15 protein-coding genes are annotated in these 14871 nt (G+C 30.4%); 5 read left to right on the top strand and 10 right to left on the bottom strand.

Annotated features, from left to right (window positions below; genetic code table 11):
- Window positions 1–187: 187 nt before the first annotated feature.
- From CLMAG_RS01430 to CLMAG_RS01420, 3 genes are all read right to left on the bottom strand, one after another.
- On the bottom strand, window positions 188–877 hold the full coding sequence (locus CLMAG_RS01430) for a hypothetical protein (RefSeq protein WP_242872909.1): 690 nt from the start codon (window positions 875–877) through the stop codon (window positions 188–190).
- A gap of 73 nt (window positions 878–950) precedes the next feature.
- Window positions 951–1799, bottom strand: a complete 849-nt coding sequence (locus CLMAG_RS01425) for a YihY/virulence factor BrkB family protein (protein ID WP_066616871.1) — start codon at window positions 1797–1799, stop codon at window positions 951–953.
- Window positions 1800–2034: 235 nt separating this feature from the next.
- On the bottom strand, window positions 2035–2580 hold the full coding sequence (locus CLMAG_RS01420; RefSeq protein ID WP_066616868.1) for an NADH peroxidase: 546 nt from the start codon (window positions 2578–2580) through the stop codon (window positions 2035–2037).
- Window positions 2581–3218: 638 nt separating this feature from the next.
- On the opposite strand from CLMAG_RS01420, the gene CLMAG_RS01415 reads away from it, so the two are divergent.
- The 5 genes from CLMAG_RS01415 to CLMAG_RS01395 all read left to right on the top strand — a co-directional run bounded on the left by CLMAG_RS01415 (window position 3219) and on the right by CLMAG_RS01395 (window position 7853).
- A complete protein-coding gene (locus CLMAG_RS01415; protein ID WP_066616865.1) occupies window positions 3219–4094 on the top strand; it encodes a branched-chain amino acid ABC transporter permease in 876 nt (291 codons plus the stop codon).
- Window positions 4095–4106: 12 nt separating this feature from the next.
- Window positions 4107–5087: a branched-chain amino acid ABC transporter permease gene (locus tag CLMAG_RS01410; protein ID WP_066616863.1), complete on the top strand. Its 981-nt coding sequence runs from the start codon at window positions 4107–4109 to the stop codon at window positions 5085–5087.
- Complete coding sequence (locus tag CLMAG_RS01405) at window positions 5074–5844, top strand: ABC transporter ATP-binding protein (protein WP_066616861.1); 771 nt, start codon at window positions 5074–5076, stop codon at window positions 5842–5844. The genes CLMAG_RS01410 and CLMAG_RS01405 overlap by 14 nt, the downstream gene beginning before the upstream one ends.
- Before the next feature lies 1 nt (window position 5845).
- Entirely contained in the window at window positions 5846–6550 is a 705-nt protein-coding gene (locus CLMAG_RS01400; protein ID WP_066616859.1) for an ABC transporter ATP-binding protein, read from the top strand.
- A gap of 166 nt (window positions 6551–6716) precedes the next feature.
- Window positions 6717–7853, top strand: a complete 1137-nt coding sequence (locus CLMAG_RS01395; protein ID WP_066616857.1) for an ABC transporter substrate-binding protein — start codon at window positions 6717–6719, stop codon at window positions 7851–7853.
- Between the two features lie 90 nt (window positions 7854–7943).
- Here the strand turns inward: CLMAG_RS01395 and CLMAG_RS01390 are convergent, their stop codons facing one another.
- The 7 genes from CLMAG_RS01390 to CLMAG_RS01360 all read right to left on the bottom strand — a co-directional run bounded on the left by CLMAG_RS01390 (window position 7944) and on the right by CLMAG_RS01360 (window position 14603).
- Window positions 7944–9362, bottom strand: coding sequence for an amino acid permease (locus tag CLMAG_RS01390; RefSeq protein ID WP_066616854.1), 1419 nt, complete (start codon window positions 9360–9362; stop codon window positions 7944–7946).
- Window positions 9363–9595: 233 nt separating this feature from the next.
- Complete coding sequence (locus tag CLMAG_RS01385; RefSeq protein ID WP_066616851.1) at window positions 9596–10426, bottom strand: DNA-binding domain-containing protein; 831 nt, start codon at window positions 10424–10426, stop codon at window positions 9596–9598.
- Window positions 10427–10431: 5 nt separating this feature from the next.
- Window positions 10432–11691, bottom strand: a complete 1260-nt coding sequence (locus tag CLMAG_RS01380) for an ATP-binding protein (protein WP_066616848.1) — start codon at window positions 11689–11691, stop codon at window positions 10432–10434.
- A 389-nt stretch (window positions 11692–12080) separates the two neighbouring features.
- Window positions 12081–12368, bottom strand: coding sequence for a hypothetical protein (locus CLMAG_RS01375; protein ID WP_066616845.1), 288 nt, complete (start codon window positions 12366–12368; stop codon window positions 12081–12083).
- 848 nt (window positions 12369–13216) lie between these two features.
- Window positions 13217–13879 carry a hypothetical protein gene (locus tag CLMAG_RS01370; protein WP_066616842.1) on the bottom strand — a complete coding sequence of 221 codons (663 nt, stop codon included), beginning with the start codon at window positions 13877–13879 and terminating at the stop codon, window positions 13217–13219.
- Window positions 13879–14181 carry a hypothetical protein gene (locus CLMAG_RS01365; RefSeq protein WP_066616839.1) on the bottom strand — a complete coding sequence of 101 codons (303 nt, stop codon included), beginning with the start codon at window positions 14179–14181 and terminating at the stop codon, window positions 13879–13881. Before CLMAG_RS01365 ends, CLMAG_RS01370 begins: the two co-directional genes overlap by 1 nt.
- Window positions 14182–14207: 26 nt before the next feature.
- On the bottom strand, window positions 14208–14603 hold the full coding sequence (locus CLMAG_RS01360) for a hypothetical protein (protein WP_066616836.1): 396 nt from the start codon (window positions 14601–14603) through the stop codon (window positions 14208–14210).
- Window positions 14604–14871 lie beyond the last annotated feature (268 nt).

Here is a 14871-nt window from a genome sequence, read left to right as displayed (position 1 = left end):
CCCCCATAATCAACTTCAAAAATATCTTAACATATTAAATAAAAGAAATCTGTCACTTTATGAGAAGGCCAATTATAACTTATCCCTCTTATATGACATCAAAAAACCTGTAGTACCATATCCATTAACTTTCATATTACTTTAATGTAAATATATACCTTTTTATTTATATATGTTTGTCGAATTTCTAATCATCCTGACTATTTCTTTTTGTAGCCACAGACTTAATAGAATCTGATAAAACCCCCTCTTTTATACCTATATACTTACATATATCTTCCACTATTAAGATACTAGCTACTACTATAGAACAATCATCGTCCTTACAATGTTTTAAATCATATAAACTTACATAGCTTTCCAAAGTCTCTTTTCTGCATTTTATGTCACAATATATGCTATTTAATGTGCTATATAATATAGTATAAGACAGTATAGAAAAATCTCTTTTAGCTTTTTCACTGCCATTTACAACATGCTTTACTATATTATTCAAAGAAGCTTCTTTATAATACTCTTCCATGTGTTTAATGTAACTATTTCCAATGTAATTGCCTATAATAAAACTATCAATTAATGCAATCTCTCCCTCTGTATTAAATATTATCGCTAGTTCCACGCTTTTCTTTCCCTGCATCTCAATTTCATCAATTATTTCTTTTATTCTTTCGTTAAATGCTGTTGTAAATTTTGAATCAAAAATAAAATACTCTAGTTCTCTGCTTGAGCATTCTGATACAAATTCAGAAAAGTTTCTATAAACTTTTTTCATATAATCTTTACTTCTCAAAATATCACCCTCTAGTAAATCTTTTTTAGCAATAAGTACAAATATTAGGAAACCTGTGCATTTACATAAAATTATTACATTTTCCACAAAGAGTTCGATTATCAAGTATATATTTTATATTTTTACTTAAACAAAGAAAAATATACTAAGTATTTTTAATCTAGAACTTTTTCCCTTTTGGCTTTTCTTTTCCTTCCCTATCAAAAGCCAAAGTTGCATTTAACTCTCCTCCCATTATTATTATTATTGCTAATAGAAATAGCCAAGTTAACAGAACTATCACCGCTCCTATACTTCCATATATTTTTGAGTAGTTTCCAAAATTATTTACATAAAATGCAAACCCCATAGAAACTAGAACTAATCCTATGGTAGAAAAAATTGCTCCTGGTATGACCTCAGCCCATGTTAACCTTCTACAAGGCGTATAGTGATATAAGGATGCAAATATGAATACTGTAGATAGTAATATTATGATATATCTAACTACGTTCCACGCAACTTGAAACTGGTAAGAAAGGCCTAAACGTATTGCTAAAATTCTTCCAAGTGTTTGCCCAAATACAAGAAGTAGGATCGTTATTATTATTACAAGTGTCACCCCTACAGCACATAAAACTGCTACTAACCTTACTTTAAATATTGACCTATGCTCTGCTTCATCATAAGCCTTATTTAGGCCCCTAATTACAGCATTAAATCCTCCAGAGGACGTCCACAATGTAATAATTAAGCTTAAAGATAACAAATGTCCATTTTTAGTTTCCACCACTTCTACTATGGTATTTCTAATAAGTTCTAAGGTGTCGTATGGTAAGATTCTATTTAATCCTAATAACACTTCTCCACTACTTATTGGACTATATCCAACTAAAGTCATAAGAAATATTAAGAATGGAAAAAAAGAAAAAATTAAACTATAGGCTAGTTGCGATGCTAATGCTAAGACCTCATCATCCCTGAATCTGAATATCAAATTTTTAGTATCCTTAACTATTTGTACCGCCACAGTTATTTCTCCTTTACAATTTACTTTTAAATTAAATACATTCTTTTCTAAGTATACTTTCCTTTAAAAAATATATTCTATAAATAAGTTGTTCCCCTAATGATAATATATTATTACTAAATCCCCCCTCCTAACTTGAATACTGTTTCAAAAAATTAGGAACCTATATCTAAATCTAAGATATAGGTTCCTAATTGCTTTATTTTAATAGTTGAAATGGGTCCACTTAATAGGTTTATTTGAAATATCTGTTTAGTAATCCTCTAAATGCTGATCCATGCCTAGCTTCATCTTTACACATTTCATGCACAGTATCGTGTATTGCATCATAGTTCAACTTTTTAGCTAGAGTAGCTAAATCTTTCTTTCCTTGAGTTGCTCCATGTTCAGCTTCCACTCTCATTTCTAAGTTTCTCTTTGTATCTGCTAAAACTACTTCTCCAAGTAATTCTGCAAATTTAGCTGCATGTTCTGCTTCTTCAAAAGCTATTCTCTTATATGCTTCTGCTACTTCTGGGAATCCTTCTCTGTCAGCTTGACGACTCATAGCTAGGTACATTCCAACTTCTGTACATTCTCCTGTGAAGTTTGCTCTTAATCCTTCTATTACTTCAGGATCTACATCCTTTGCAATTCCTATTCTATGCTCATCGGCCCAAACTAATTCGCCTTCAACTTTTTCAACAAACTTGCTACTTGCAGCTTTACACTGTGGGCATTTTTCTGGTGCCTCTTCTCCTTCATGAATATACCCGCATATTGTACAAACAAACTTTTTCATTTTATAATTCCTCCTAAATTTATATTAAAATATTTATCTTCTCTCGATATTTAATATTATATGATATTAATTATTGATTTTCAAGTACTTTTATGTATTTTTAACTTATTTTTCCTTACAATAATATTTTGCCACTAATATCATACTTATAAAAAAACTATATTATGAAAAAGAAATTTAATCTCTTAGATATTGATATTTTCTTTATAAATACGTTTCGACGGATTTTATTCAGCTCTACGAAATTATTGATACATTAATAATTACAGTATATTTAAATTGATAATTTATTAATATTTTTATATTTTTATTGATAAATTGCTTGATAATATGAATTTTATGTAATATAATCTTTCATATAGTCAAATAATTTTTACACTTTTAAAAATTATAAATATAAGAAAAGGGGGCGACTTTATTATGTTTGACAGAAAATTTATATGGATTATAGGTGTAATACCTATAGCAAAGACAAGAAAATATCTGCAGCAACATGGAAATTAGCAAATTCAAAGGGTGCTAAAAAAATTGTTTAACAGTAGCCCTTAATTATATTTATTATAGTCAGTGAAGTTAAAACTACGGTTTGCTTCACTGACACATAATTATTAATGAAATAATAATAGGAGGTAAATTATATGGATTTTTCACAACAGTTAGTTAACGGATTAGCATTAGGTAGTGTTTATGCCTTAATTGCTATTGGATACACTATGGTTTATGGAATAATAAAATTAATAAACTTTGCTCATGGTGATATTTATATGGTAGGAGCTTTTTTTGGATACCTTGTAGCTTTCTATTTAAAGTTGAGTTTTATACCCTCACTTTTAATTTCAATGATAGGATGTGCTGTGTTAGGAGTTCTAATTGAAAAGGTAGCATACAAACCTCTTAGAGGCTCATCAAAAATTACCTTATTCATCACTGCAATAGGCATGTCACTTCTTTTAGAAAATGGATTTAGACTTATATTTGGACCTAATCCAAAGCCTTTCCCTGAACTTTTAAAAACAAAAATATATAAATTAGGCGGTTTTCAAATAAACAATCTTCAAATTTCTATGTTATTAGTTTCAATAATTTTAGTTATATTACTTCAATATATAGTTTATAGAACTAAAGCTGGAAAAGCTATGCGAGCTGCTTCCTTTGATATAGATGCAGCACAATTAATGGGTATTAACGTTAACAATACTATCTCTATGACTTTCGCTATAGGTTCAGCATTAGCAGGAGCTGCAGGTGTACTAGTTGGTATGGCTTATCCTAGAATAGAGCCTTATATGGGAATAATGCCAGGTCTTAAAGCTTTCGTAGCTGCTGTTTTAGGCGGAATAGGAGCCATACCTGGTGCTATGGTAGGGGGAATATTGCTAGGAGTGGCAGAGACCTTTACTAAAGCATTTATATCCACAAAACTTTCAGATGCCATCGCTTTTGCTATATTAATAATAGTACTTCTAGTAAGACCATCTGGGTTAATGGGTAAAAAAGTTAGTGAGAAAGTATAAGGGGGATTAATTATGAATAAAAACTTTAAGAGTGCTATTGTTATTTTAATACCGATACTTTTAGCATTTACCGTACTTCAAAGTCTTATAAGTCTTGAAATATTAAATAACTATTATACACAGATACTAATAGTTATTTGCATAAATATTATACTAGCTGCTGGGTTAAATATGATTATAGGTTTCACCGGACAGCTAGCATTAGGCCATGCAGGGTTTATGTCTGTAGGAGGTTATGCCGCTGCAATTTTAACTTTAAAATTACATCTTCCTTTCCCAATAGTTTTATTAGCCGGCGGATTAGTAGCTGCATTATTCGGGCTAATTATAGGTATACCAACACTAAGATTAAAGGGAGACTATTTAGCTATATCTACTCTAGGCTTTGGTGAAATAATAAGAGTTCTTGTTATAAATATAGATGCACTTGGTGGAGCAAGAGGACTTGCCGGAATCCCAAAGGAAACAAATTTCGCCATAGTTTTTTTTATAACAGTTGCCATAATATTGATTATTCGCAACCTAATGACCTCCTCTCATGGTCGTGCAATGTTATCCGTAAGAGAAGATGAAATTGCTGCTGAGGCTATGGGAATAAATACTACTAAATATAAAATTATGGCCTTTGTAATGGCAGCGTTTTTCGCAGGAATAGCAGGCGGTTTATATGCTCATTACTTTATGTTCTTAGATCCAAAATCCTTTGACTTCTTAAAATCAACTGAAATATTAACCTTCGTAGTACTTGGAGGTATGGGAAGTATATCTGGATCTGCTTTGGCAGCAACAGTACTTACTATTCTTCCAGAAGCACTAAGACCAATAGCTGAATACAGAATGGTTATATACTCAGCTTCCCTTATACTACTTATGATATTTAGACCTCAAGGATTATTAGGAACAAAAGAACTTTCTTCATTGAAGATTTTCAACTTTAAAAATAATAACTTAATGAAGTTTAAAAAAGGAGGAAGTGAAGATGTCGCTGCTTAGTGCTAAGGATTTAGTAATAAAGTTTGGAGGATTAACTGCCGTTTCAGGCTTTAACCTAGATATAAGAGAAAATGAGCTAATAGGACTAATAGGACCTAATGGAGCTGGAAAAACTACAGTTTTCAATATGTTGACAGGTGTATATCAGCCAACTAGCGGAGAAATAGAAATTATGGGCGAAAAAACTAAAGGACTAAAGCCTTACGAATTAACAAAAAAACAAATAGCTCGTACTTTTCAAAATATAAGACTTTTTAAACAGCTATCTGTCATTGATAACGTAAAAATATCCTTTAATTATAAAATAGGTTATAGTGTTTTTAATTGTATATTCAGATTACCAGGCTACTATAAGGAAGAACAAAGAATTTTAGAGAAATCTAGAGAATTATTAAAGGTATTTGGATTACTAGACAAAGAAAATGAATTAGCAATGAATCTTCCTTATGGAGAACAAAGAAAACTAGAAATAGTTAGAGCTCTAGCAGCAGAACCAAAAATACTTCTTTTAGACGAGCCTGCTGCTGGTATGAATCCGCAGGAAACTTCAGAACTTATGAACCTTATAAACTGGATAAGAGAAGAATTTAAAATATCAATACTTTTAATAGAACATGATATGAAACTTGTTATGGGAATCTGCCAAAGACTTGTAGTATTAGATCATGGTCAAGTGTTAGCAGAAGGAACTCCTGAAAAAATAAAGAAAGATCCTAAGGTAATAAAGGCATACCTAGGAGAGGAGGTTGCAGTATAGCATGCTAAAAGTTGATAACTTAAATTTATTTTATGGCGGAATTCACGCACTAAGGGATATATCCATAGAAGTAGAACAAGGTCAGATAGTAACTCTAATAGGAGCTAATGGCGCTGGTAAAACCTCTACTCTTAGAGCAATTTCAGGCCTAGAGCCTATTAAATCCGGAGAAGTAACCTTTAAAAATGAACCTTTAAGTAAAGTACCAGCAAATAAAATTGTTTCTAAAGGACTTTCCCATGTACCAGAAGGAAGAAGAGTTTTTGCTAACCTTACAGTTATGGAAAACTTAGAATTAGGTGCGTATCTTAGAAAGGATAAAAAGGGCATAAAAGACGATTATGAAATGGTATTTGATAAATTTCCTAGGTTAAAGGAAAGAATGAAGCAAGCTGCTGGAACATTAAGTGGTGGAGAGCAACAAATGCTTGCTATAGGTAGAGCCCTTATGGTACGACCTGAACTTTTACTTATGGACGAACCATCTATGGGTCTTGCACCTATTGTAGTTCAAGGCATATTTAGCATAATACAAGAAATAAACAAAAGCGGAACAACAGTTCTTTTAGTTGAACAAAATGCACATATGGCTCTATCTATTGCTCATAAGGCCTATGTACTAGAAACTGGAAGTATAACTATGGAAGGCAATCCAAAGGATTTATTAAACGATGATTCTATAAGAAGTGCCTACTTAGGTGAATAATATAAGTTTTTCTTAATAACTTTCAAGTTTTGTTATTTTGCATGTTCATTGTTTTTCTCGCCTTTCCTTTTACTATATTGTTATGTTGATTGGACGAAAAGCAAAGTTCATATAAATTTTATAGCTCAAAGATAAAAATCAGAAAAATAAGAGGGGGATTATTACTATGATTAAAAAATTAGTATCTTTAGCAGTTTGCATTGCAATGGCTGGAACTGTATTTACTGGATGCCAAACAAAAAAGGCAGATAGTAACGAAATTCAAATTGGAGCCGTACTACCCTTAAGTGGTGATATAGCTGCTCTAGGACAATCTTCTAAGAACGCTCTTCAACTTTTAGAAGAACAAGTTAACAGCAAGGGCGGAGTATTAGGTAAAAAAGTTAAATTTATAATTGAAGATGATGAAAATAAACCTGCCAATTCAGCCAATGTAGCACAAAAACTCATTACACAAAAAGTTGTTGGTATTGTAGGTTCCTATTCAAGTAAATGTAGTATAGCAATGGGACCTGTTGTAAACTCAGCAAAACTTCCAATGATTACAGGTACTTCAACAAACCCTAAGGTTACTGAAGCTGGAGAATATGTATTTAGAGCTTGCTTCATCGATCCTTTCCAAGGTACAGTTATAGCTAAATTTGCTTCTGAAGACTTAAAAGCTAAAACAGCTGCTGTTCTTTACGATGTAGGTAATGACTATTCAAAAGGCTTAGCAGAATTCTTCCAAGACGGATTCAAAAAAGCTGGCGGTAATGTTGTAGGAGTTGAAACTTATGCAAATGGTGATCAAGACTTTAATGCACAGCTTACAAAAATAAAAGCATTAAATCCAGATGTATTAGTATTACCAGATATGTATAGTAATGTTGGTCTTATTACAAAACAAGCAAGAGCACTAGGAATTAAATCTGTATTCCTTGGCGGTGATGGATGGGATTCACCAGACTTATTTAAGATCGGTGGAGATTCAGTAAATGGATCATACTTCGCAAACCACTTCTCACCAGATGATACAGCACCAGCAGTTGTTCAATTTAATAAAGACTATAAAGCTAAATTTAACTCTACTCCAGATGCAACTTCAGGCTTAACATATGATGCAGGATCACTTCTTATAAAAGCCATCGAAAAAGCTGGAAGCACAGAGCCTGATAAAATTAAAGATGCTATGAAATCATTAAGCGTTGATGTAGTATCAGGTAAGGTTTCTTTCGACGAAAAGAGAAACCCTGTAAAGAGTGCTGTTATGATAAAGGTTGAAGACGGAAAACAAACATTCGTTAAGAAGGTTAACCCATAATATTATAAGTAAACCTTACAAATAAATAATAAAAAATAGGAGTCCTTATGTTGTAGCAATCATAAGAACTCCTATTTTTTATTGGCACATCTATGCGCCATTTTTCTCCAATAATAGGCTAGAAATATCTCTGCTCTGTAATGAACTATGTTTATGTGAATATACAAAATAGACAATCACTCCAAGAACAGTCCATGCTCCAAAATATATCCATGTTAACTTTGATAAACTAACCATAAGAAATAAGCAACATGCTACTGCCATTAAAGGTATTATTGGCACTAGAGGCACCCTAAATCCTCTTTCTAATTTAGGATGAGTTTTTCTAAGTACAATCACTGATAATGACACTAGAGAGAATGTCGCTAAAAAAACCATATTTGCAAGATCAGCTAACTGCTTTAAATCTACAACTCCTGCAAGCAAGGCAGCTAAGCATCCAACTATCCAAGTTGAAAATACCGGTACATTAGTGTTCTTATCTACCTTTGAGTATATTTTAGGTAATAATCCATCGCGACTCATAGAAAAGAGTATACGTGATGAACCATATATATACGCAAGAATAACTGCTAGAATTCCAATAACTGCACCGACGGAAAGTACAGAGGCTGCCCATCCTTGTCCTACTGAACTTAATGCATAAGCCATAGCATCCCCAACGTTTAATTTTGTATAATGAGCAACACCTGTTAAAACTAGACAGACTATAATATATATCAATGTACAGCCTATCATAGAAGCTATAATTCCTATAGGCAGGTTCTTTTGTGGATTTTTTACTTCTTCAGCAGAAGTTGAAACTGCATCAAAGCCTGCGTACGCAAGGAATACAGAAGCAGCACCAGCAAATACGCCTTTGGTACCAAAGGGCATGAAAGGATGCCAATTCTGTGGATTTACATAAAACGCACCTACTGCTACAAATAGAATTATAACACCAAGTTTTATAACTACCATAAGGTTATTTACTTTTTTGCTTTCTTTTGTTCCTCGTGAAAGAAGAAGAGTGATACAAAGTACTACAAGAACTGCTGGAAGATTAAGCAACCCTCCTTGACTTGGAATATTCACAAACATACTAGGTAAATTGATTCCGCACTCCTTTAGCAAACTGTTAAAATAAGCTGACCATCCCCCTGCAACAGTTGCAGTACATACTGTATAACCTATAAAAAGTGACCATCCGACTAAGTGAGCAATCAATTCCCCTAAAGACGTGTAAATATAGGTATATGCACTACCGGATGTTGGAATGGAAGATGCAAATTCAGCATAGCATAAAGCTACAAGTATACATGCAACTGCAGATCCAATAAAGGACAATGTAACAGCTGGTCCAGCATCTCTTGCTGCAACAAGCCCTGTTAAAACCATTACGCCAGTTCCAATTGTTGCTCCAATGCTCATCAATGTTACATCAAATGCACTTAAAGATCTTTCTAAAGACCCGATTTTGTTGCGTTCTAAGATAGAATTTACATCTTTTTTTCTAAAAAATGAGTTCATATGATAAACCCCCTATAAAATATAATTAATAGTTGTTGGTTATTATTTACTTGATTATACTGGCTTGACTACAAATGAACTCAAAACGCTTCACAATTCTTCATAAAAAAAACAAACCGTTTTCAAAATTCTTAATTCAGAAAACATTTTGTTTAATATTAAATCCTTTATATGCTTTTTTATAATCATATTCTTAGTTATATAAAATTAAATGTCTGCTGATTAACAGACATTTAATAGTCTTCACAGTGCAACAACAACCCCTCGAAAAATTTACCTATTATTACTTTTCCACCGGTTTTATTCTTCCCCTTAATATAATCCATTTCAGCTTTAACACTTGTAAAGTCAAACATTCCCTTAGAAAAATCCTGAAAACTTTCATTATAATAATCTTCTATTCCTATGTACGCAAGATTAGTCAACCCGGTCTTAATTGCTCTTCTCATCCTTTGTTGTACTGTCTTAGGAGTATCTCCAATAATACAACATAAATCATTAAAATTACATTCTTCAAAGGATTTATTTGTTTCTAATAAATAAAGACAGATTTTAATAATATCATTTGTTCCCTTCTCACCTAACATACCAAACTTACTTAAAATACGTTTGATTATTTTCATATTATTATTCTCTGGCTTTTTTTCAGTATTGGTGTCTTTAAATACTTTTTTTATGTCATTGAGCATATTTTCGATTTCAATTTTTTCAGCAACCTTACTTGTAACTTTCTCTACCTCAATTTTATTGATAGGCTTACTAATAAAAAACTCGATTCCAGAATTATAAGAGTCTTCTACTAGTTTTATGTTTGATACCTGAGAAATCATAATAAATTTAATCCTTGGTTTCAATAGCTTTACTTCTCTAACTAAACTATTACCATCTAATTTAGGCAAAAGCAAATCAACTAGTACAATATCTGGATTACAAATCAATATCTCATTAAGAGCCGTTTCTCCATCATTGGAGCTACCTATTACTTCATTTGACTCATTCTCTTCAATCAGATTAGTCAGTATCTTAACAATATTAACATCATCATCAATAATGTAATATCTCATAATGCTTACCTCCTAAATAAATTTCTTGGTATTTTTACCGTAAAGGTTGTTCCCTTATTTTTCATAGATTTTACAAATATGTTCCCTTTAAAAATGTCCTGAACTAAATCCCTTACCAACGTAAGACCTATTCCTCTGCATATACTGCCAGTTTCTTTATCATACTTAGTAGAAAAGCCAGGATTGAATATGAAGCCCAAATTACTTTCACTTATGCCTATTCCATTGTCAGATACAGTAAATACATATTCATCTCTACATTCCTCAATTTTCAATTTAACCAATCCCCTTTTTTTGTTATCCATAGCTTCTATACTGTTAAAAATAAGATTCCTTATTGCTGACATCAAATAAAAGTGCTCTGAAACATAAAAATTGCAGTGAACTTTAAAGTCAAGTTCCACGTCTAAATTTTTCGTTACTATATAATCTTTTATATCTATTTCTAAAATATTTATAATATCTCTTATTCTCATATGTTCAACATCTATTTTATCATTAGCTATCTCTTCAAGTCCTCTCATAACTCTAATATAATCCTTTTTAATTTCGTGAACATCTTTAGCAATATCAAGTGTAAGATTCTTCAGTTCATCAGAGTAATGATTCTTTGAAACAATCTCATACACTGAAAAAGATTTTCTCATTACATCTTCTATTTCAGCAGCATTTTTATTCATAAAATATATTTCACTTTTAAAACTAGAAGTCATTAACATTAATCTTCTATACCGTTCTTCATGTTCTTCTTTTATAAGAAAGGACTTATAATATTTCATCGCTATTAATATAATTAGAGCCATTAAGGTTCTAGCACAAGCTATGATTAAAAGATCCTTAATCATATTACTGTTTATACCAATTATCTTTGTTCGAATGCTTATTTCAACAATATTTGAAAAAAAGTCGCAACAAAATATTAAAACCATAAACTTTGTGAGATCTTTTTTCTTGTTGTTGTAATATAAAAAATAAAACATAATTCCGTAGGTAGTATAAAATGCTATCTCTGGTGCGGTGGTTTTAAGGCTTTCAGTAAAATTTCCAATACTAGGATAAAGCCATAATGATTTATAAACTGGCGTAATTACTCCAGTGATTATTGCTGTTTTTATTGGGTTTAATTCAACATAATTATATAGAAATATAGAAAATACAACAACTGAAAAGGCTATAGTGAACCCTTGGATTAAAAAATTAAAATAAATCTGGGATGCTATGCTTGTACAAATTACAACTATAAGAATCTGCTTTAACTTTTTCATTTAGTACTCTTTCCCTTCATGTGCTTTTCTCTTCTAAAATATATCTTTTTCTGTAGTCTTATTCTTAATTTTCATTAATTAATTCCAATAATAGTATACTACAACTTTCTCTTCAATTCATCAAAGTATTGGATTTAGATTAACTATGTATCTACAATATAGATATATTGTAGATACATCACAATTATTACTTGTGTAATTTTACATTTTTTGTAAATACAATGTATATTTACTGTATCTACAACAATTAAGCGAAACTCATACGCAAATGCGTTATGTACGTTATAGATGTTATATACATACTAGATACCCCCACTCTAAGCCTTGATAAACCTCAAATATTAAAGGGATGCAAGTACCGTCATAGTATTCGCATCCCTTATTTTCTGCTACGCATATATAAACTCAATCCTATCATTCTTATGTATTGAATCTTTTAGAAATCCTATATTCTCAAGCTCCAATGTAGCTATAATCATAAGTATTCTAAAGGCAGCATTTTTACTTCTGATTATCTGTTCCTGCAAAGAATCAATAGTTATCTTATTGGGCCTTGCCTCTTTCAAATACAAATATAGCATCTTTGCCACAGGATGCTCTATTTTAGAATATACGCTGTCCTCACATTCAATTTCTTTAAAATCTATGTTTTCAAGTGCAATTGTTTTTTGTTCCATGATTATTCCCCCATTAAATATCAACTTCTATTTGTATTATTGCCAAAAGGACAAGCTCTATACATGTTCTATAGACTTTTTTGATGTTTTTGTAAAATGGGCAAACTTCACTATTACAAAAGAAAAACGTTAACTTTTCTTCTAAAACAAAAACATGGAACTGATGCAGAAAAAATTACTGCATTAGCTCCATGTTTAATATGACTATTTTATTGCTACGAAGTGAGTTTTTATTTAAATATATTATCAAGATTATAAAGTTCTGTGACACTTATTACTTATAATTAGTGACAATATTAATTATAACTCACAACATTTTGTGGTTGTCTAAAAAATCTTTAAACTCGTTAAAGTAATTACGCCAGAGATATTCAAGTTAATTTTCTTTTACCGATTTAAAAAAGCCTTAAACTGAGGCATTAATATGAAATATGCTTATTGATTTTTGTTTAAAAAAGTTTTGAACTAAAATTTATAATTAACTCATTTATATTCAACTTACAACTTCAACCTCTATTATTACAACTTTTGTATTTAGTATAAAATTAGTAATAATTCATTAGTATTTAAATGAATTATTACTCAATAACCACATATAGGACTATTTTACACACTATGTTATATATATTACGATTATGCCTACAATTCAACTCTACATGAACTGAAAATTTATCTTTAAAGCAAAAAACCTTTGCTAGGATATTTATATTCTTGAATCTCATACAATAGCCTAATCAAAGGAATTTATCTTTTTCTAAAATTATAGTCCTCACCTTTTTAATTTAAAACGCCTCATATGTAATTTTGCTTGCTGTTTCTTATAATAAAAGCTATACTTACCAAACTCTTTATAGAATATCTAATTTAGATATGAAGTTATTAAATTTTTCATCGAATATGTTCTTATATTTTTCAAATTCTAATACCTTATTTATATCTAACTCTTTTAGACTTAATTGAAACTGCATTGTTACGCTAATCTCATTCTTTTCATTATCAAATGAATTAATAATAAAGGTAAATGTATAGTCTTCTTCTTTAAAAGAAGATCTGAATTGAAGTCGACTTAAGTTATCTATATCTTTAACTAAACCTGTAAATGGTGAGTTATCATGATCATGGTAAAAATACTTTTTCATAAATTCTAAACTTTTTATGTTTTTTAATTCATACGTTTTTTTAAATTGAAAACCAATTCCTATAATACTTTCTAATTCTAAACATGAGACTAGCTGCTTTGTATACATCTGTAATGCATCTTTCCATTGATCAATTTCTAGTTTTTCTGACATACCAATTGTAGAAGATTTTTGTCCTATAGATATGCTTATTTTTTCGCCCTCTATTTGTAAAGCACTAGTACAATTATCATCTACTTTTAGTTCATCATTTTTGTCATCTAATTCCTCATATTTAGCAAATATTTTTTGTATTAATAAATTTCCTAGACGACTTACCTTATCCTCATATTTTAATACTAAAGGATAAGTTATTCTTATTACCATACTCATTATGCCCACAACCTCTCATCTTCATAAGGTTCAAGATAAACTAAACTATTATCTTTTCTTCTATTCAATGAACTTACCCCATTTTTGTGTTTATCTTTTATTTTACTCTTAACTACTTCTTCTCTTATTTCATCAATGTTATTTTTTAGTTCTTCTAATTGTTTATTCAGTTGCATAATTTCGTAATCATTATTATATAGATTATGATTCTCTCTTATATTTTTTTTCTTTAAAACTTTTTTTCTAGCCACATGAGAAAATATCAACCCTACCAATAGTAATGCTATAACTATATTACTCATAAAAATCGCCTCTCTAAATTTATTAATCAGGCAGCCATACCTTGTGCGTTTCGATTTGTTAAATAGCTCCTATTATCAATCATGTCTAACACAGGAAATAATATCCAACCAGTGCAACAACCTGCTAGTACTTTAACATCATATGGTGATAAATATGTAGGATTAGCCCACATGAAATAACACACACTCACTGCTAAAACAATTAAACATGTTACAGATGAATATTTTATAATTTTTTCATCCTTAACATTAGCCCAAATTCTAATTTGACATACAAGTGATGCAAAACATAGTATCGTTAATATTAATATTAGAATATTCTTTGCATCTCCATTCCATAGTTGCTGTCGAGCACTACACCATGCTCCTAAAAATGTTAAAAAAAATCCATCTTCTGAAGTTAATCTAAATTCATTATCCATTCCCCATACCCCTCTAATAAATATATATATATTATTTCTATATAAATTTAATAATCCCTTCAAAAATTAAATATTTTTATCAAATTTATACATTAAGTATGTAAAAAGTGTGAATTTTAAATATTGCTATTAGTTAATAGGTATTATCTTAAAAATACATCATTTCTATTTTCAAAATAGAGTATATACTCATAGCTACTAAACAAATATTTTTTTATTTATCTATAATTATTAAACAATTTACTTAAATATGTGTTATATCTTATTA

The organism is Clostridium magnum DSM 2767, from assembly GCF_001623875.1.
GTDB classification, from domain to species: domain Bacteria; phylum Bacillota; class Clostridia; order Clostridiales; family Clostridiaceae; genus Clostridium_AM; species Clostridium_AM magnum.
Note: the sequence above shows the minus strand (reverse complement) of the source record. Positions and strands in the feature narration are given on the sequence as shown.

Bases quoted from the DNA above. Each gene is read 5' to 3' on its own strand.
- CLMAG_RS01420 (WP_066616868.1), bottom strand. From the start codon at position 2,580: ATGAAAAAGTTTGTTTGTACAATATGCGGGTATATTCATGAAGGAGAA.
- CLMAG_RS01415 (WP_066616865.1), top strand. From the start codon at position 3,219: ATGGATTTTTCACAACAGTTAGTTAACGGATTAGCATTAGGTAGTGTT.
- CLMAG_RS01410 (WP_066616863.1), top strand. From the start codon at position 4,107: ATGAATAAAAACTTTAAGAGTGCTATTGTTATTTTAATACCGATACTT.
- CLMAG_RS01405 (WP_066616861.1), top strand. From the start codon at position 5,074: ATGTCGCTGCTTAGTGCTAAGGATTTAGTAATAAAGTTTGGAGGATTA.
- CLMAG_RS01400 (WP_066616859.1), top strand. From the start codon at position 5,846: ATGCTAAAAGTTGATAACTTAAATTTATTTTATGGCGGAATTCACGCA.
- CLMAG_RS01395 (WP_066616857.1), top strand. From the start codon at position 6,717: ATGATTAAAAAATTAGTATCTTTAGCAGTTTGCATTGCAATGGCTGGA.
- CLMAG_RS01390 (WP_066616854.1), bottom strand. From the start codon at position 9,362: ATGAACTCATTTTTTAGAAAAAAAGATGTAAATTCTATCTTAGAACGC.
- CLMAG_RS01385 (WP_066616851.1), bottom strand. From the start codon at position 10,426: ATGAGATATTACATTATTGATGATGATGTTAATATTGTTAAGATACTG.
- CLMAG_RS01380 (WP_066616848.1), bottom strand. From the start codon at position 11,691: ATGAAAAAGTTAAAGCAGATTCTTATAGTTGTAATTTGTACAAGCATA.
- CLMAG_RS01375 (WP_066616845.1), bottom strand. From the start codon at position 12,368: ATGGAACAAAAAACAATTGCACTTGAAAACATAGATTTTAAAGAAATT.
- CLMAG_RS01370 (WP_066616842.1), bottom strand. From the start codon at position 13,879: ATGAGTATGGTAATAAGAATAACTTATCCTTTAGTATTAAAATATGAG.
- CLMAG_RS01365 (WP_066616839.1), bottom strand. From the start codon at position 14,181: ATGAGTAATATAGTTATAGCATTACTATTGGTAGGGTTGATATTTTCT.
- CLMAG_RS01360 (WP_066616836.1), bottom strand. From the start codon at position 14,603: ATGGATAATGAATTTAGATTAACTTCAGAAGATGGATTTTTTTTAACA.